This is a genomic window from Mycobacterium shunyiense (genome assembly GCF_058270075.1).
The window spans coordinates 91,961-109,158 of sequence record NZ_JBZDPU010000008.1; the positions used below are offsets into that span (position 1 = coordinate 91,961).

Sequence of the window (17,198 nt, forward strand, 5' to 3'; positions counted from 1 at the left end):
AAGCACGGGTTTGATCAGCTGTGCCTCAGCGGCGCCGGGCTCCACAGTCCACTGCGGATCGCGGTGCCCAGGTCCAGGCGGGCCGTTGTGGCGTCCGGATACCAGGGTGTGAGCCGTTGCAGCGAGCCCCAGTCCCGGAACCAGTCGTCCTTCAGATACGTCGGCACGCTCGACGGCCGCAGCAGCAGTTCGGAGATGCCCAGCGGGCCACCACCCAGGTAGTCCATCACCGGCGAGTTGGCCTCGGCGCCGAAGCGGTCCGGCAGGATCCGCCACTTGGGCACCTCGGTGACGCCGTACTGATGGCCGAACGGGCGCTGGCACGGGAATGCCAGACCCACCAGCCAGTCGAGCAGCACCGGGTCCTCGGAGCCGACCACGTCCTGCAGGCTGCGCAGTTCCGGGATCCGCGGCGGGGTCACCGCGATCCAGTGCTGCGGGGCCAGGTCGTCGTCGGAGGCGACCAGGCGGATCTGGGTGGCCTCGTGGGGGATGGCGGCCATCGGGGCGCGCAGGTTGCGCCAGGCCGGCGCTGCGCCGACATCGGCGAACCCGACACCGCCGCCGGGCTTGTTCTCGGCGGCCTGGGCATCGGTGGCCCACTGGGCCACGACCTCGCCCGGATCGAAGCGGCCTGCGGCCGAGACGACCAGAAGGGGTCCGGCCTTGTCCCGGTCGGGCAGCCGGTACCAGGCCGAGCGCATGATCGCGGGCTGCTGGGTGCCGGCCCGCCAGCTTCCGAGCACCGGGGTGGTGGCGGGGTCGAGTCCGTAGGGCAGCCGGGCCCGGGATCCGTTGACGCCGGCGGCCGCGGTGGTCCCGCCTTCGGTGCCGACTTCGCTGCCCGTCACGGTGCCCGAGTCGGTGTCGGCGAAGTTGCCCGCACCGGGCTGTTCCATCACCGGGTCGGCCGAGACGTCCGACGGGATGCCGTTGGGACCGAATCCCTGCGCGGTGACCGCGCCGAGTGCCTGCCCCGGCGGCTCGCTGATCGGTGCCAGCAGGCCGGTGTTCGCGTTCTCCTCGACCATCACGTCGTTGGCCAGTCCGCAGGTCTTGCCGGTGAGCGCCTCGAGGTTGGAGCGTCCGACCGACCAGGCCGGGTACTGCTCGGTCATCGCCAGGGTCAGCGACACCACTTCGAACATCACCAGCACCCAGGCGGCGATCGCGAGCGGCGATTGCACGATCCGTTGCCAGCGGCGTTGCGGCTCGTCCGGGGACTGGTCGCGGTCGGTGAAGTGGAACCAGGCGGCCAGCAGAAGGGCCAGCACCGACAAGCCCAGCAGCATCGTGGTGAATCCGAAGTGCCACTCGGGGAACGAGTTTGACCACGGCACTCCGAAGTTGGAGACGTACCACCAGCCGTTGACCGTCGCGAACGACAGAGCCATCACGAACAGCACGAGTGCGGCGAACATCGACCGGTTGCGCCGGGACTTCATCGCTGCGGCGGTCACCGCGACCGCGGCCAGTGCGCCGAGCGATCCGGCCAGACCGGCGAACACGCCGAAGTGGTGGGTCCACTTGGTCGGGGTGAACATCATCGCGAGGAACGAGATGATCGTGATGCCGATGATGCGCCGGCTCGGACCGGCGGCGGTGCCGGGGATGCGGCCCTTGCGCAGCGTCATCGCCACCGACACGGCCAGCGCCACCAGCAGCGTCAGCACCGCGAAGCGCCGCGCCACCGAACCATCCGGGCTCGAGGTGAACAGCCGCGAGTAGCGGATGTGCTCGTCGAACCACGCCAGGCTGGGGCCGACGGCGGATTTGAAGGTGCTGGCCTGCAGCTCGCCGGCCAGGGTCTGGTCACGGAAGATCAGGATGATCGTCACGGTGCAGGCCGCCAGGATCGGCGCCAGCAGCGGCAGGTGTCCGAAGCGTGAGGTATGCCGGGCCACAATCGTTTTCAGCGGTCCCACGGCGACCAGCAGGGCGCCGACGGCAGCGATGCCGGTGGGTCCGGAGAACAGTGTCAGCGCGCCGATGATGATCGCGATCGCCACCGGCAACATGCGGTTCGTGGCCACCCCGCGCTCCACCGAACACCAGGTCAGCAGGATGCCGAGGGCGATGATCGGTTCAGGGCGCAGCCCGTTGTTGAGCGGCAGCCAGAACGCCAGGAACATGCCCGCGGCGGTCCAGGCCGCGGCGCGGTTGGTCTTGACGGCGCGGCCCAGGCGCGGAAGTACCTCGCGGCTGATCACCCACCAGCAGGCGAGTGCCATCACGAGTGTGGGCAGCCGCATCCAGACGCTGTTGGTGGAGACGTGGGCCCACAGGGCCAGCAGGTCGTAGTACCAGCCGAACGGGGCTTCGGGCGTGCCGAACCAGCGGTAGTAGTTGGCCATGTAGCCGGCGTGTTCGGACACTCGGGCCATCGTCAGGATGTAGCCGTCGTCCGACGTGTTCGCCCCGACGAAGTGCCACCACACGAGAACCGCGGTGACCAGCCCGTCCAGCGGCGTCATCGACCACCAGCGGGGTGGGAGGAAGCGACGGTGCCGGACGCCGTCGGCGGTATCGAGACGGTGCAGGGCGCCCAGCGCGATGACGGTCATCGCCACCCCGATGATCATCGCCAGCATCTTGAGCAGCGTCGGGGCGCTGCTGTAGCGGGAGTCGATGGTGGCCGAGAACTTCAGGCCCTCGGGTGCCGGCCCGGACAGGTCGGTGAAGACGCCGACGATCTGCGGACGGAAGTCATAGCCGCCGCGCTCACCACGCAAAGGTGCGGTCGGGTCGTCGGCGGTTTCGCTGGCGTCGCCCTGTGTCAGCCCGACGAATTCGCCGGTCACCTTGTCGGCGTGCGCGGTGAACGTCAGGGACTGGCAGGCCGGGCTGAGCACGGCGGCCAGCGGCGCGCTGACCACCGGAGTGTTGCGCACGATGACAAGCAGGTCGTTGTTGACCCGCTCGATCAACAGCCCGCGGTCGACTGCCTTCGGGGCCTGCTTGGGCACGGTCGACAGCAGGACTGTCTTGCCGCGGTTCTCGGGCCCGGCCAGTCCGGCCGCGGCCTGGCACGGCACGGTGATGGTCAGGTCGGTGGCGACATACCCGATCAGTGGCGCGTTGATGCTCTGCCAGGTGCCGTTCTGCGGCCAGTTCAGCTGGGCGGTGGTCTGCTTGACCGGAAGCAGCGGTGTTGCCACCGCCATCAATACGCCGAGCAAACCGGCGACGATCGCGATGAGCCGCACCGTCCGGTGGTTGCTGCCGGCGGTTCCCTGCGGTCCCGTCACGGGCTCTGATGCTATCGGCGTATCTGCGCCGGAACTAATGGCCATCGGGGGTTGGCTTTCTGATCGCCAGGACAAAGGGGCCGATGTCGGTCACCTCGAAACGTGGATCTTCGAACAGGGCCGCGTCGAGCGCCACGTGGTAACGGCGCACGTTCGGCTGGTTGGGGTAGACGTCGGAGGCCAGGCGCAGCGTGTACGTGTCGTTCGCGCCATGGCGCATCAAGAACACTGTCGGCGCCTTCCAGGGCATTTCGTCGAGCGCCTTCACGAACTGGTCGGCCTTGCCCATCGTGGCCCAGCCCTCGATGGCCTTGGCCCGCTTGTCGAACTCGGCCAGCGGGTTCGCGTAGTGCGACGTCAGCCCCTGGAACCCGTAATAGGGGTAGTACGACAGGAAGCTGTAGTCGGCGGTCAGCACCACGGTCTGGTTCCGCGGCACCCCGGTGACCTCGGCGATCTTGGCGTCGATCTCGCGGTAGTAGCGCTCGGCCCCCGGAGCCCGGCGGTCGGCCCGCTGGCCGGTGCCGTCGGTGTCGGTGTAGGCCACGTTGATGTCGGGGCGCAGCACATCGGGGATGTCCTGGCTGAACGTGACGGCGCCGATCGCGCCGATGGCAGTGGCTGCGGCGACCACCCGCCGCGCGGTTTCGGCCCGGTAGCGCCTCGCTGCGAGACGGGCCAGGCCCTGTGCCGATTCAACGAATCCGAACGCCCCTGCGGTGGTGAGCAGCACGGTCAGTGCGGGCTGAAGCCGGAAGGACAGCAGGGTGGTGCCGGCCAGGGTGGTCAACATCGACAGCAGAGACCAGGCGTAGACGGCGAGCACCGCGATGGCCAGGGCCCCGGCCCGGGTCGAGCTGCGGGCGCGGATCACGAGCCACAGCGTGCCGAGCATGCACAGCGCACCGAGCAGGGTGAAGCTCAGCATGGGGAAGGTCAGCTGGGCGCCGGCGTCGGGCAGGTAGTGCTGGGCGGTGCCCTTCTCGGCGGGTTCACCGCGCAACGACGCCAGTAGGTACGGGGCCCAAGTGAGCAGGGCGATGGCCCCGGAGATGACGGCGATGACGGTCAGCCGCAGCAGCGGGTCGATGCTGCGGCGCGCCACGGCCAGCACCAGCCCCATGATGGTGAGCGTGAATGCGCAGTAGAGGAACAGCAGGGTGTAGAGCAGGGCGGCGAAGCCGAGGAAGATCCCGACGCCGATGACGGCGGCCCACCCACCGTTGCGGGTTTTGCCCCGTAGCCCCGACCAGGCCAGCACGAACACCGGCGGCAACAGCACGGTGATGATCGCGGCGTAGGGCTCGGTGGAGGAGTAGGCCAGCATCGCCGCGGTGCTCGCGGTCGTCACGATCAGCGCGTACTCGAAGCGAATCATGGTGGCCCACAACACGAATGCCAGCGCCACGGCGATGGTGATCGAGACGATCGACCAGGGCTTGAACATCTCCCAGGCCGGGGTGTCGGTGGCCGCGGCGATGCGCCCGCCCATCCAGAACCAGCCCGCCGGGTAGTACGGCGGCAGCCCGAAGTAGGTCATGTCGTGCAGGCCGGGGGTGTCGGCGAGCCGGGTGAGGTATTCGGTGCGGAACTGCTGGTCGACCGAGACCCCGAACAGGTAGAGCTTGGTCGCGCCCAGCGGCATCGCCAGGGTGACCACCGAGAAGGCCGACAGGAAGATCAGGCCGACCAGCCGGGCCAGGGTGCGCCGGCCGCGCCGCCAGATCAGACCGGCGGCGAAGATTCCGGCCAACGCGCCGACCTGGCCCACCGTGGTGAGTGCGTGCAGTTGGTTGGACGTGTTGTAGGCCGGCCATTGGACCTGGGCGATCGCCGCGATCGACACCCCGGCCACCGCCGAGGCGAGCATCAGGGCGATCACCATGTGTCCGGCCACCCTGGCCGGACCGGCCACTCCGGCCGGCATTAGATGGGGAGCTTGCGGAAGATGGAGCGCGGGATGTGCCGCAAAACCATCATCACGTAGCGGAACGCACCCGGCGCCCAGACCAGCTCCTTGCCCTTGGCCGACGCGGTGACGGCCAGTTCGGCGACGTATTCCTTGTCGACGGTCAGCGGGGCTTCCTTGACGTGGGCGCTCATCCGGGTGCGGACCTGCCCGGGCCGGATCACCAGCACCCGCGGTCCGAATTCGCGCAGCGCCTCGCCGAGGCCGAGGTAGAACCCGTCGAGCCCGGCTTTGGTGGAGCCGTAGACGAAGTTGGAGCGACGCACCCGCTCGCCGGCGGCCGAGCTCATCGCGATGATCTGGCCGTAGCCCTGTGCCCGCATCTTCTCGCCGACGAGGACACCGACCGAAACGGCTGCGGTGTAGTTGATCTCGGCGATCTGCACGGCCTTGCGCTGGTTCTGCCACAACTCTTCGGCATCACCGAGCAGGCCGAACGCGACGATCGCGACATCTACGTCACCGGAGGCGAACGCCTTGTCGATCACGTCGGGGTGACTGGCGGTGTCGACCGCGTCGAAGTCGATGACCTCGACTGCGCTGGCGCCCGCCTTGCGCAGCTGGGCGACCGCGTCGTCGCGGCCCGGATCGCCGGGCAGGGCGGCCAGCACGATGCGGGCCGACGCGTCGCGCAGATAGCGCTCACAGATCGCCAGCCCGATCTCTGAAGTGCCGCCGAGCAGCAGAATCGTCTGGGGGTTACCTACGGCGTCGAACACCATCTAGCGCAGCTCCAAGCCTCGTGGGACATCGTGACGAGGGTACCGTGCGTCCCGTCCCGCGAGGTCGAACGTCCAGGCCAGGCCATCGGGAATCAGAAGTAGTGGCCGAGCGCGAGGTCGTCGAGCAGTCCGATCTCGGTCGGCGTCCAACCGAACCGGTCCCTGGTGTGCACGCTCGATGCGGGGACATCGAGCGAGAAGATCGTGCCGATCCAGCCGAAGTGCTCCGTCGCGGCGTCCGGGGCGATGCCCGTGACGGGCAGATGCAGTTGCCTGCCGATGACGCCGGCGATGTCGCCGACCGGCATGCCCTCCTCGTCGACCGCATGAAGTCGCGAACCGGCGGGCGCCGATTCGACGGCCAGCCGGAACAGTCTCGCGGCGTCGAGTCGGTGCACGGCCGGCCAGCGGTTGGAGCCGTCACCGGGGTAGCCCGATTCACCGCGTGCCCGGGCGATCTCGATGAGCTGCGGGACGAATCCGTGATCGCCCGGCCCGTGTACCGAGGGTGGCAGCCGCACCACCGACGAGCGCACGCCGCGGTCGGCGAACGCCAATGCCGTCGCCTCGGAGACCCGCGGTAACCCGGGCGTCGCCGCGTCGTCCTCGGTGGAGACCTCCCCAAACCGGATGCCGGTGGTGCCGGATGCCACGACCAGTGGGCGGTCCGACCCGGCGAGTGTCTCGCCGAGTGTCTCGATCGCGCGGCGGTCGATCTCGCTCGCGGCGGCGAACTCGTTGAAGTCGTGCACGAAGGCCAGGTGGATGACGCCGTCGGCGTCCTGTGCGCCTGACCGCAGGCTGTCCGGGTCGTCGAGGTCGCCGCGGTGGACCTCGACGCCGGCGGTTCGCAGCGCAGCTGCCGACGCGTCGGAGCGGGCCAGACCGAGGACCTGATGCCCGGCCCCGATGAGCTCGGGTACGACGGCCGAGCCGATGAAGCCGGATGCGCCGGTGACGAATATCCGCATGGGAACCTCCACAGTGATGTCAGTTGCTGTCATCGCCAACGATACGCACGATGTCAGCAACTGTCATCACATAGGATCTCGGGATGGCGCGATGGGAACCCAATGCCCGTGGCCGGCTGGAAGAGGCTGCGCTCGAGCTCTTCGGGGAGCAGGGCTTCGAGCAGACCGCCGTCGCCGAGATCGCAGCGCGGGCCGGGCTTACCGAGCGCACCTACTTTCGTCATTTCGCCGACAAGCGTGAGGTGCTGTTCTGGGGTGAGCATCTGCTGAGCGACACCCTCGTGGGTGCGATCGCGGACGCGCCGGAGTCGGCCTCCGCGCTGGACATGGTCAGGGCGGGGCTGGGGGCGGTGACGGCGATCTTCGTCGAACGGCGGGACCACGCCCGCCGGCGGCAGGCTGTCATCGACGCCAACCCGGGCCTTCAGGAGCGCGAGCTCGCCAAGCTCGCCGCGCTGGCCACCGCAACGACCGAGGCCCTGCGCGCCCGTGGCGTTGCCGAGCCCGCTGCGAGCCTGGCCGCGCAGGCCGGCGTCGCGGTTTTCAAAGTGGCCTTCGGGCAATGGATCTCGGCATCCGATGGCGCAGATCTGGCTGATGTGATCGACGCGATGTTCGCCGAGCTCAAAGCTGTCACCGTGAACTGACCTCCGCGCCGGGTCGACCTCCGTCGGAAAATTCGGGCGCAGGGTATTGACCGCATTTCCTACACGACGTAGCTTTTTTCTACACCGTGTAGGAAATGGGGGAGATCATGACGATCCGCGACTGGCTGACACTGCCCGACACCGAACCGGGGGAGGACTACGGATTCTTCGGTCCCGATTCGGTGACCTGGAAGGTGTGGAGTTATCCCACCTCGCTGTCGATCGGGTTTCAGCGGGCCGTCGTCATCGAGGAACTCGACCCCGCGCTGGTCGCGGCGGTCGACAAGACCCATGAGATCTACGCGCGGCCGCGCACCCGCTATGACCGCACGCTGCGGTACTTCGCCATGGTGGCGTTCGACGACAGCCGTTCGACCACGAAGGCCGCCGATGTCCTGGTCAAGATCCACTCCAAGGCCATCGGCACCGACCCCGTCACCGGAAAGACGTATGACGCCAACGATCCCGGTTCGCAGTTGTGGATCCACCTGACCGCCTGGCATTCCATCCTGGTGGCCTACGAGAAGTACGGCCCCGGCCCGCTGTCACCCGAGGAGGAGTTGCAGTACTGGCGGGAATGCGCGGTCGCAGCCGAACTGCAGACCTGCGATCCCTCCGACGTTCCGCTGACCCGCGAGGGCATCCGCGACTACTTCGAGCAGATGCGGCCCCAGCTGATCGGCTCGGACATCGCCCGCCAGGCCATGCATCACCTGCTCGGTGCCGAGGTGATGTTGCCCAAGATGCCGCTGCTGCTGCGCCCCGGCACCACGGTCATCACTGCCTTCCTGCGCCGCGGCACCCTGGCGACGATGCCGCGCTGGATGCGGGAAATGGCCGGGCTCAGCACATCCCGGGTCCTCGACGCGCTGGCCGTGCTGCCGCTGCGGATCGGGTTCCGGGTGATCGCGATGAGTACCCGGCTCGAGCTGATCCTGCTGCGGCTGCTCTCGCCGGCGACCCTGCCCATCGGCGCCCGGGTCCTGCTGTCCGTCCCGCCGAAGGATCCCGTGACGACGACGCCGCGAGAGGCCCAGCGCCGCTTCGGTTACGACGCACCGAGTCAGGCTCACTTCGCGCTTCGCGACAGGCAGGCGGTCCGCGTGTTCGGCGAGGGCCGCGCGCCGAGTGACGAGGGAATCGTGGAATCACAGCCGATCCTTGGCACCATCGGTTGACATGGAAGATGCCGCACTAGCCAACCGGGCCCGCGCCGAACACCTGGGCCCGGACCGCCGTCGGCCGCAGGTGCTCGATACCGCGTTGGAGATCGCCGCGCACCAGGGCCTGGCCGACGTGACGATGGGGACCATCGCGCGACGTCTGGGTGTCACCCGGCCGGTGGTGTACGCCTGCTACCCCGGCCGCGGGGAAGTGCTTGCCGCACTGTTGGATCGGGAAACCGACGCGGTGCTGGCGAGCCTGCTCGAACTGTTGCCACCTGAGCGCACCGGATCGATCGAGCAACTGTTCGTCGATGGATTCCACGCGCTGCACAGCACGGTCCGCGAGCGTCCGGCCTCGTGGCGCATCATCTTCGCGGCCGATCCCGATCCGGTGCTCACCGCGGCGATCGTCGCCGGCCGGGAGCGGATCCGGGGTCAGCTCGCCACGGCGATGAGCCCACTGCTACAACGGTGGCAGGTCGCCGATGTCGATGTCACGCTGCCGATGCTGGTCGAGGTGTTCCTGGCGATCTGTGAGGCGGCCGTCCGGAAGATGCTTGACGACGATGGCGATGCCGAGTTGGTCGCGGAGACGTTCGGTAAGGCGGCGTATCGGGCCATGCGCGCAAAAGGCCAGTGAGCCAACAACACCCCGCGAGCTTGAAGCCCGCGGGGTGTTGCGTTACCTGTCGGTCAGGCGATCAGGCCAGGTCGAACCGGTCGTTGTCCATCACCTTGGTCCAAGCGGCGACGAAGTCCTTCACGAACTTCTCCTTGGAATCGTCCTCGGCGTAGACCTCGGCGAGCGCCCGCAGCTGCGAGTTCGAGCCGAACAGCAGGTCGACGCGGCTGGCAGTCCACTTCGGGGAGCCGCTGGCGCGGTCGGTGCCGACGTAGGTGCCGTCATCGGCCGGTGCCGGTGCCCACTTGATGCCCATGTCGGTGAGGTTGACGAAGTAATCGTTGGTCAGCTGACCCTTCTTGTCCGTCAAGACACCGACGTCCGAGCCACCGTGGTTGGCGCCCAGCACGCGCAGGCCGCCGATCAGCACGGTCAGCTCCGGACCCGACAGGCCGAGCAGGTTGGCCCGGTCGATCAGGCGGTACTCGGCAGGCAGGGTGTCACCCTTGGCCACGAAGTTGCGGAAGCCGTCGCCCTTGGGCTCCAGGTAGGCGAACGAGTCGACGTCGGTCTGCTCCTGGGTGGCGTCGCCGCGGCCCGAGGTGAACGGCACCGCGACGTCGAAACCGGCGTCCTTGATTGCCTTTTCGAGACCCACGACGCCGCCGAGAACCACCAGATCGGCGAAGGACACCCCAGTGTCCGAACCGGCCTGGATCTCCTCGAGCTTGGCGATCACCGGCGCCAGCTCCTCGGGCTCGTTGACCTCCCAGCCGAGCTGCGGCTGCAGCCGGATCCGGCCGCCGTTGGCGCCGCCACGCATGTCGCTCGAGCGGTACGAGGCCGCCGCCTTCCACGCGGTGTCGATCAGCTGCTGGGTGGTCAGACCCGAATCCGCGATCGCCGCCTTGAGGGTGGCGACGTCGGCATCGGACAGCTGCTTACCGGCCGGGATGATGTCCTGCCACACCCAGGTCTGCTTGGGCACCAGCGGACCGAGGTAGCGGGTCACCGGACCCATGTCGCGGTGGATCAGCTTGAACCAGGCCTTGGCGTACTCCTCGGCCAGCTCCTCAGGGTGATCCAACCAGCGGCGGGTGATCTCGCCGTAGATCGGGTCGAACCGCATGGACAGGTCGGTGGTCAGCATCGACGGGTGGGTCTTGCCGGTGCCCTGCGCCATCGGCACCGAGTTGGCCCAGCCGTTGTCCTTGGGCTTCCACTGGTTGGCGCCCGCGGGGCTCTTGGTCAGCTCCCACTCGTTGCTGTAGAGGATCTCCAGGAAGCTGTTGTCCCACTTGGTGGGGGTGTGCGTCCAGGTGACCTCGATGCCACTGCTGACGGTGTCGTTGCCGAGGCCGGGGTTGGCCCAGCCAAGGCCCATCTGCTCCAGCGGGGCGGCCTCGGGCTCGACACCGTTCTCGATGTCGGTGGCACCGTGGGTCTTGCCGAAGGTGTGGCCACCGACGATCAGCGCCGCGGTCTCGATGTCGTTCATCGCCATCCGGCCGAACGTCTCGCGGATGTCGATGGCGGCGGCCAGGTAATCCGGATTGCCTTCGGGCCCTTCGGGGTTGACGTAGATCAGACCCATGTGGCTGGCACCCAGCGGGTTCTCCAGCTTGGTGCGGTCACCGTCGGCACCGGCGTAGCGTTCCTGCGAGCCCAGCCACTCGTGCTCGGCGCCCCAGTAGATGTCCTCCTCGGGCTCCCAGAAGTCCGGGCGGCCGAAGGCGAAGCCCGCGGTCTTGAAACCCATGTGCTCCATCGCCCGGTTGCCGGCGTAGACGATCAGGTCGGACCACGAGATCTGCTTGCCGTACTTCTTCTTCAGCGGCCACAGCAGACGGCGGGCCTTGTCCAGGCTGACGTTGTCGGGCCAGCTGTTCAGCGGGGCGAAGCGCTGCATGCCGCGCCCGCCGCCACCGCGGCCGTCCTCGACGCGGTAGGTGCCCGCGGCGTGCCAGGACATGCGGACGAACAGGGGACCGTAGTGACCGAAGTCCGCGGGCCACCAGTCCTGCGAATTGGTCAGCAGCTCATCAAAATCGCGCTGGAAGGCCTCGACATCGAGAGACTTGACGGCCTCGCGGTAGTCGTAGCCCTCGTCCGACGGGTCGATGGCGGGGGGATTCTTCTGAAGGATCTTCAGATTGACCGCGTTGGGCCACCAGTCGCGGTTGCTGCCGCCCTCGACGGGAGGCTTGATGACCATGGGACAACCGCTTTCGGCGGGTTCGGTTTGTGCTTCACCAATCGGGGGGTGAGTTTCGGCGTCGGCCATGACAAATCCTTTCCGGGGCTGGCGGGTTAAGGGTTATCTAGTTGGGGCAGTGGAACATTCGGGGCAAGTACCCCAGTAGATGACCTCGGCTTCATCGATCTCGAAACCGTGGTCATGTGACGCGGTCAGGCATGGGGCAGACCCGGCCGCGCAGTCCACGTCGGCGATTGCGCCACATGATCGGCACACGACGTGATGGTGGTTGTCGCCGATACGTGATTCGTATCGGGCGACCGAACCGGATGGTTGGATGCGCCGCACCAGGGCTGCTGCGGTCAGCGCATGCAACGAGTCGTACACGGCTTGGTGGGAGACCTCGGGCAGGTCTTCACGCACCGATCGGATGATCGTTTCCGTATCGGCGTGCGGGTGCGCATGGACTGCATGCAGGACCGCCACTCGGGGGCGGGTCACACGCATGTCGGCGCTTCTCAGCATCTGCTGGAAGTCCGCGGTTGTCGCCACGGGACCGAGTCTGGCCCGTTTTCTGGAATTAGTCAAGAATAAAATTCTCGCCAATCCGAGGTGAACGGTGAGGAGCTAGACGAGCTCCAGTCGGCGTGCCATGTCTGAGACGAACAAGCCGTCGGGATCGACCTTACGTCGCACTGCCAGCCACTCTTCGATACGCGGATACATGGCGTGGAACGTCTTCGCCGTGGTCCGCGAGTCCTTGGCGGTGTAGAGCCGGCCGCCGAATTCCATTACACGCCGGTCGAGTTCGGTGAGGAACTCGCTGAGGCCGGCCTTGATCTGGAAGTCGACGCAGACGTTCCACCCGGGGATCGGGAAACTCAGTGGCGCCTGGTTGCCCGGACCGAACAGCTTGAACACATTGAGGAACGAGTAGTGCCCGGACCGCTGGATGTCGATCATGATGCGCTTGAACTCGTCGACGGCCTCGGTGGGCACCACGAACTGGTACTGGGTGAATCCGCTCGAACCGTAGGCGCGGTTCCATTCCCCGACCATGTCCAGCGGGTGGTAGAACTGCGTCAGGTTCTGCGCCTTACCCCGGTAGGTCTTGCCCAACCGGTACCACACCTCGGTCATCGCACCGAAGATGAGCTTGTTGCCCAGACCGTTGGGGAAGACGTCCGGCGCGGTGAAGTACTGCGGCGCATCGAATTTCAGGGGATCGCGCTGCAGATTGGCTGGCAGTTGGTCCAGTTTCGCCAGCGAGCCGCGGGAGATCACCGCGCGCCCCAGCTTGGGCGGGGCGCTCATCGCATCGAACCAGGCCGACGAGTAGGTGTAGTTGTCCTCGGTTCCGTCGCTGTGGAACTCGATGGTCTCGTCGAGGCCGTGGGTGACATCGCCGTCGGCGATGAAATACGCCGTCTCCGTTGGCGTCATCTCGATCGTGGCCCGCAGCACGATGCCCGTCAGGCCGTTACCGCCGACCGTCGCCCAGAACAGCTCGGCTTCGGGGCCGTCCGGGGTGAGCTTGCGGATCTCGCCACTCGCGGTCAGCAGGTCGATCGAGCGTACGTGGTTGCCGAAGCTGCCTGCGCTGTGGTGGTTCTTGCCGTGGATGTCACAGCCGATGGCGCCGCCGATGGTGACCTGACGGGTACCCGGCAGCACCGGAACCCACAGACCGTGGGGCAGTGCGGCCCGCATCAGTTGGTCGAGGTTGACCCCGCCGTCCACGTCGACCAGCCGGGAACCGGCATCGATCGAGTGGATCTGGTTCAGCGCGGACATGTCGATGACGAGCCCGCCGCCGTTCTGCGCGTTGTCGCCGTACGAGCGGCCCAGGCCGCGGGCGATCACGCCCCGGCCCTTCTCCTCGGCGGCCCTGGTCACAGCCTTGACGATGACCTCGGGATCGCTGGTAGAGAGCACCTGTGCCACGGTCGGTGCGGTCCGGCCCCAGCCTGTCAGGCGCTTGGGAGTGGTCGGCAAGTCAGTAGTCGACATCGCTAAGGAGAGTACCCGTCAGTAGCCACGGACCAGCCCGACTGAACGCCGAGTGTGACGTGATGGTTGTCAGATCGGTGCGCAGAACAACCCTGGTGTCACTCTCGTGGAGGTGATGCCAACTCAGTGCAGTTTGAAGATCACCGCACGTTGCACGATGAAGTTGATCACCGTCGCGGTGCCCTGGGCGATGACGAAAGCCACCGGCACTCGCCAGGGCTGGTTCTCGAACTGCATGTAGAACACGAAGTTGATGCCCACCTGCACCGCATAGGTGAGTGCGTAGAGAACGCAGACTGCGATGAACCGGGCCCTGCTGGGCGGCGCCTGGAAGGTCCAGCGCCGGTTGATCAGGTAGGCCGTGGTGGTTCCGGCGATGAAACTGATGGTCTTGGCGACGTTGACCCGGATGTCCTCGTCGACGTGCCAGACCGTGGAGAACAGCCGAAGGAGGGTGACGTACAGGCCGAAGTCCACGATCGCGGCCAGTCCGCCGGTGACGAGGAACCGGAACGCCTGCGTTTTGAGGTCAAGAGTCGGCGACATGACAGGTTCGGCCACCCGGGCAGCTTAGCGAGCGCATACGGTGCACTCGTGTTGCAGACGGTGCTCAACGACCTCGGGATCGCGGTGTTCGCGTCATCGGGGGTCATGGTGGCGATCCGCAAGGGCTTCGATCTGTTCGGGATCGCGGCCCTGGGTGTGCTGACCGGCGTGAGTGGCGGGGTGATCCGTGACGTCTTCCTCGGGGTCCATCCGCCCGTCTCCATTCAGCACTGGCCGAACATCACGGTGGCGCTGGCGGCGACGGTTGTGGCCACCCTCACCGCGAAGTACCTCATCCGGTTCAACCACATCGTGTTGCCGCTGGATGCGATCGGCATGGGTTTCTTCGCGACCTCGGGCGCGGCGTTCGCCGTGGACCACGGCGCCAGCTGGTTCGCGGCAGTGCTGATCGGCATGACCACCGCCATCGGCGGCGGCATCATCCGCGATGTGCTGGTCCGCGAGATCCCGATGTTGATGCGGCCTGCCGATCTCTATGCCGTGCCCGCCTTGATCGGTGCGACTGCCTATGCCGTCATCGACTATTTCGGTCCGCAGTGGGTCGGCCTGGTGGTGGGCTCGGTGCTGGCGACGACGCTACGGCTGGCCGGATTGATGTTCGGATGGCGGCTGCCCACCGGTCCGGCAGACCTGATCGTCGGTGAGGATTCCTAACGCAACGCAGCTGAAAGCACGCCGCACAACGCGTCGACCGCAGGCCCGAAGGCGTGCTCGGCGGGCGCTCCGAATCCGATGATCACCCCGTCGGGGTCGGGGGTGTCGGGTCCGGCCAGGGGATGACGCATGAGCGACAGCCCGTTCAACGCGATGCCGGCCTCCCCGGCCCGGCGCAGCACCTCGGGTTCGGCGCCGTCGGGCAGGGTGAGCAGCATGTTGACTCCTGCAGCCAGACCGTCGATGCGGAGGTCGAACCCGGCGAGTGCGGCGACAAGGGTGTCGCGTCGTTGCCGATAGCGGTTGCGCATCCGCCGGATGTGCCGGTCGTAGCCGCCGCTGCGGATGAAGTCGGCCAGCGTCAGTGCCGTGAGGGCGTCGACGTGGTACTGCGCCCCGCCGGCCGCCCCGATGACCGGATCGATCAGTGCCTCGGGCAGCACCATCCACCCGACGCGCATCACCTGCGCCATGCTCTTACTGGCCGAGCCCAGGTATACGACCCGTTCGGGGTTCAACGCCTGCAGGGCGCCGACAGGCTGACGGTCGTAGCGGAACTCGCCGTCGTAGTCGTCGTCCAGCACGTACCCGTTGGTGCGTTGTGCCCAGTCGATGACCGCGGTGCGGCGGGACGGGTGCAGCGCCATGCCGAACGGACTCTGATGCGCGGGAGTAAGTAGTACGGCCGAAGCGTCCAGGCGCTCGAGGTCGCCGATCACCGCCCCGTGTTCGTCGACGCCGATCGGTGTTGTCGGGACGCCCAGCGCCGCGAGTACGTCGCGAAAGATGAACAGCCCGTGGGCTTCTACCGCGACGGGGCGGTCGGTGCCCAGGACTCGCCCGATCAGGTCGATGCCGTCGCGCACCCCGGAGCAGATCACGACCGACTCCGGAGTCGTCCGCACGCCTCGCACCCGGCCCAGATACTCGGTGAGTGCCTCGCGCAGCGTCAGCGGTCCGCGCGGATCTCCCATTCGCAGCGCGGATACGGGCGCGTCGGTGATGGCCCGGCGGGCCGATGCCAACCAGGCCGACCGGGGGAACTGCGACACATCGGGCGAGCCGGGCATCAGATTGTGCCGAGGGACCGAGGGAATGCGGCGTGGGCGTGGCGCCGGCGGAGTGACGGTGGTGCGCGCTACCCAGGTGCCCGCCCCCTGACGTGAGGCCAGCCAGCCTTCGGCGACCAACTCCGCGTAGGCCTCGGCGACGGTGTTGCGGGCCAGCCCCAGATCGGAGGCCAGCGCGCGTGACGGTGGCAGTCGCATCTCGGTGCTCAATCGGCCGGTTCGGATTCCTTCTCGGAGAGCGGTGATCAGCTGTTCGCGGGCGGTGCGGCTGCCGGGCTCAATCCTTGCGCGCAGCTCGAGGTGTAGGTCCCGACCGAAATTGGCCCGTGAAATCACCACGATATTGAACCATCTGGGCGGTACTTTCCCGGCTAGCGTTGTCGTCATGACACAGACAATCGAGCCCGCCGTGACCGTCGACCGCCTCAAGATCTACAAGGTCTCGCCGGGTCTCTACGACGCGATGATGACGCTGTCGAGCACGGCGTCCAAGGACATCGACCCGACCATCGGTGAGCTGGTCAAGATCCGGGCCTCACAGATGAACCGCTGCGCCTTCTGCCTCGACATGCACACCCACGACGCCCGCCAAAACGGCGAGACCGAGCAGCGGCTGTCGCTGATCGCCGCCTGGGAAGAGGCGGGCGATCTGTTCACCGAGCAGGAGCAGGCGGCGTTGGCGTTGACCGAGGCGGTGACCGATCTGACTCGTGGACCGGTCTCCGACGCGGTCTACGCACGCGCGGCGGCGGCTTTCACCGAACGCGAGCTGGGGCAGGTCGTCTCCATGGCGGTGACGATCAATGCGTGGAACCGCATCAATGCGGTGGTGAAGGCGGTTCCGCCTCGGCGACCATGACCGCTGAGCGACCCCGGAAGGCCCGTTCTCCAGCGCCGCAAGTGTGATGTCAGCCACAAAATGGAATAACGGCTGCGAGGCCACTGAAGGATCTTCGGCCGGTGTAGTTAATCCGGGCGTTCGGCGGCGCGTAACGGGGCGTTTACACAGCAAGCGCAAACGTGGAGCCGTCGGCGGGGCGGGTTGCGATATTGACGATGGTGACGGCAATCCTTCTGCTCAGCGTGATTGACTGCCCCGCCCTCCATGGAAATGGTGAAATAGCAGTTCCGGTGCCGTGACGAGGCTCTGGCGCGGCGTTCGCGCGGCGGGCACAGGCGAACGCGGCGCGCCGAGCTCTCAGGCAATGGACAGCGACGGTGTGACGCGTTCGGCTGCTGATCCAGCAAACTTTGTGCCAGGGTTTGTCTGCTCGGTGGCCGGAAACCGTTGGCGTTGCCGCCCGGGAAATGCCCGGTTACGTTTCTCCTGCCAATCATGAGCACGGCATGAGAAA

General features: G+C 67.2%; 14 protein-coding genes. 5 read left to right on the top strand and 9 right to left on the bottom strand.

Features of this window, described 5'->3' with window-relative positions; genetic code table 11:
- Positions 1-14: 14 nt before the first annotated feature.
- The 4 genes from AC4ELH_RS07165 to AC4ELH_RS07180 all read right to left on the bottom strand — a co-directional run bounded on the left by AC4ELH_RS07165 (position 15) and on the right by AC4ELH_RS07180 (position 6,910).
- A complete protein-coding gene (locus AC4ELH_RS07165) occupies positions 15-3,293 on the bottom strand; it encodes an arabinosyltransferase domain-containing protein (RefSeq protein ID WP_498883650.1) in 3,279 nt (1,092 codons plus the stop codon).
- Positions 3,283-5,175, bottom strand: a complete 1,893-nt coding sequence (locus AC4ELH_RS07170; RefSeq protein ID WP_498883652.1) for a galactan 5-O-arabinofuranosyltransferase — start codon at positions 5,173-5,175, stop codon at positions 3,283-3,285. Before AC4ELH_RS07170 ends, AC4ELH_RS07165 begins: the two co-directional genes overlap by 11 nt.
- A complete protein-coding gene (dprE2, locus tag AC4ELH_RS07175) occupies positions 5,175-5,939 on the bottom strand; it encodes a decaprenylphospho-beta-D-erythro-pentofuranosid-2-ulose 2-reductase (RefSeq protein WP_448446176.1) in 765 nt (254 codons plus the stop codon). The genes AC4ELH_RS07170 and dprE2 overlap by 1 nt, the downstream gene beginning before the upstream one ends.
- A gap of 92 nt (positions 5,940-6,031) precedes the next feature.
- Positions 6,032-6,910 (bottom strand): SDR family oxidoreductase, encoded by an 879-nt coding sequence (locus AC4ELH_RS07180; protein WP_498884093.1) that lies wholly within the window; start codon positions 6,908-6,910, stop codon positions 6,032-6,034.
- A gap of 83 nt (positions 6,911-6,993) precedes the next feature.
- Here AC4ELH_RS07180 and AC4ELH_RS07185 point away from each other — a divergent pair, with 83 nt between their 5' ends.
- The 3 genes from AC4ELH_RS07185 (at position 6,994) to AC4ELH_RS07195 (ending at position 9,363) form a co-directional block, all read left to right on the top strand.
- Positions 6,994-7,557, top strand: coding sequence for a TetR/AcrR family transcriptional regulator (locus tag AC4ELH_RS07185; RefSeq protein ID WP_498883654.1), 564 nt, complete (start codon positions 6,994-6,996; stop codon positions 7,555-7,557).
- Between the two features lie 95 nt (positions 7,558-7,652).
- Complete coding sequence (locus AC4ELH_RS07190) at positions 7,653-8,735, top strand: oxygenase MpaB family protein (protein ID WP_463806141.1); 1,083 nt, start codon at positions 7,653-7,655, stop codon at positions 8,733-8,735.
- 1 nt (position 8,736) lies between these two features.
- Complete coding sequence (locus AC4ELH_RS07195) at positions 8,737-9,363, top strand: TetR/AcrR family transcriptional regulator (RefSeq protein ID WP_498883656.1); 627 nt, start codon at positions 8,737-8,739, stop codon at positions 9,361-9,363.
- 61 nt (positions 9,364-9,424) lie between these two features.
- Here the strand turns inward: AC4ELH_RS07195 and katG are convergent, their stop codons facing one another.
- The 4 genes from katG to AC4ELH_RS07215 form a co-directional block, all read right to left on the bottom strand.
- Positions 9,425-11,629 (bottom strand): catalase/peroxidase HPI, encoded by a 2,205-nt coding sequence (katG, locus tag AC4ELH_RS07200; RefSeq protein WP_498883658.1) that lies wholly within the window; start codon positions 11,627-11,629, stop codon positions 9,425-9,427.
- Positions 11,630-11,662: 33 nt separating this feature from the next.
- Complete coding sequence (locus tag AC4ELH_RS07205) at positions 11,663-12,067, bottom strand: Fur family transcriptional regulator (RefSeq protein ID WP_064931554.1); 405 nt, start codon at positions 12,065-12,067, stop codon at positions 11,663-11,665.
- A gap of 102 nt (positions 12,068-12,169) precedes the next feature.
- Positions 12,170-13,552 carry a decaprenylphosphoryl-beta-D-ribose oxidase gene (gene dprE1 / locus AC4ELH_RS07210; RefSeq protein ID WP_064957343.1) on the bottom strand — a complete coding sequence of 461 codons (1,383 nt, stop codon included), beginning with the start codon at positions 13,550-13,552 and terminating at the stop codon, positions 12,170-12,172.
- Positions 13,553-13,675: 123 nt separating this feature from the next.
- A complete protein-coding gene (locus AC4ELH_RS07215) occupies positions 13,676-14,098 on the bottom strand; it encodes a GtrA family protein (RefSeq protein WP_498884094.1) in 423 nt (140 codons plus the stop codon).
- A gap of 48 nt (positions 14,099-14,146) precedes the next feature.
- Here AC4ELH_RS07215 and AC4ELH_RS07220 point away from each other — a divergent pair, with 48 nt between their 5' ends.
- On the top strand, positions 14,147-14,773 hold the full coding sequence (locus AC4ELH_RS07220; RefSeq protein WP_064882749.1) for a trimeric intracellular cation channel family protein: 627 nt from the start codon (positions 14,147-14,149) through the stop codon (positions 14,771-14,773).
- Here the strand turns inward: AC4ELH_RS07220 and pdxR are convergent.
- A complete protein-coding gene (pdxR, locus tag AC4ELH_RS07225) occupies positions 14,770-16,230 on the bottom strand; it encodes a MocR-like pyridoxine biosynthesis transcription factor PdxR (RefSeq protein WP_498883660.1) in 1,461 nt (486 codons plus the stop codon). The two genes, AC4ELH_RS07220 and pdxR, sit on opposite strands and share 4 nt — an antisense overlap.
- On the opposite strand from pdxR, the gene AC4ELH_RS07230 reads away from it, so the two are divergent.
- Positions 16,229-16,702 (top strand): carboxymuconolactone decarboxylase family protein, encoded by a 474-nt coding sequence (locus tag AC4ELH_RS07230; RefSeq protein ID WP_064882747.1) that lies wholly within the window; start codon positions 16,229-16,231, stop codon positions 16,700-16,702. The two genes, pdxR and AC4ELH_RS07230, sit on opposite strands and share 2 nt — an antisense overlap.
- Positions 16,703-17,198 lie beyond the last annotated feature (496 nt).

What these genes read in the sequence shown, in the direction of transcription:
- AC4ELH_RS07185 (WP_498883654.1), top strand. Translation starts at nt 6,994, where the DNA reads ATGGCGCGATGGGAACCCAATGCCCGTGGCCGGCTGGAAGAGGCTGCG.
- katG (WP_498883658.1), bottom strand. Translation starts at nt 11,629, where the DNA reads ATGGCCGACGCCGAAACTCACCCCCCGATTGGTGAAGCACAAACCGAA.
- dprE2 (WP_448446176.1), bottom strand. Translation starts at nt 5,939, where the DNA reads ATGGTGTTCGACGCCGTAGGTAACCCCCAGACGATTCTGCTGCTCGGC.
- AC4ELH_RS07215 (WP_498884094.1), bottom strand. Translation starts at nt 14,098, where the DNA reads ATGTCGCCGACTCTTGACCTCAAAACGCAGGCGTTCCGGTTCCTCGTC.
- AC4ELH_RS07195 (WP_498883656.1), top strand. Translation starts at nt 8,737, where the DNA reads ATGGAAGATGCCGCACTAGCCAACCGGGCCCGCGCCGAACACCTGGGC.
- AC4ELH_RS07205 (WP_064931554.1), bottom strand. Translation starts at nt 12,067, where the DNA reads ATGCTGAGAAGCGCCGACATGCGTGTGACCCGCCCCCGAGTGGCGGTC.
- pdxR (WP_498883660.1), bottom strand. Translation starts at nt 16,230, where the DNA reads ATGACGACAACGCTAGCCGGGAAAGTACCGCCCAGATGGTTCAATATC.
- dprE1 (WP_064957343.1), bottom strand. Translation starts at nt 13,552, where the DNA reads ATGTCGACTACTGACTTGCCGACCACTCCCAAGCGCCTGACAGGCTGG.
- AC4ELH_RS07170 (WP_498883652.1), bottom strand. Translation starts at nt 5,175, where the DNA reads ATGCCGGCCGGAGTGGCCGGTCCGGCCAGGGTGGCCGGACACATGGTG.
- AC4ELH_RS07190 (WP_463806141.1), top strand. Translation starts at nt 7,653, where the DNA reads ATGGGGGAGATCATGACGATCCGCGACTGGCTGACACTGCCCGACACC.
- AC4ELH_RS07180 (WP_498884093.1), bottom strand. Translation starts at nt 6,910, where the DNA reads ATGCGGATATTCGTCACCGGCGCATCCGGCTTCATCGGCTCGGCCGTC.
- AC4ELH_RS07230 (WP_064882747.1), top strand. Translation starts at nt 16,229, where the DNA reads ATGACACAGACAATCGAGCCCGCCGTGACCGTCGACCGCCTCAAGATC.
- AC4ELH_RS07165 (WP_498883650.1), bottom strand. Translation starts at nt 3,293, where the DNA reads ATGGCCATTAGTTCCGGCGCAGATACGCCGATAGCATCAGAGCCCGTG.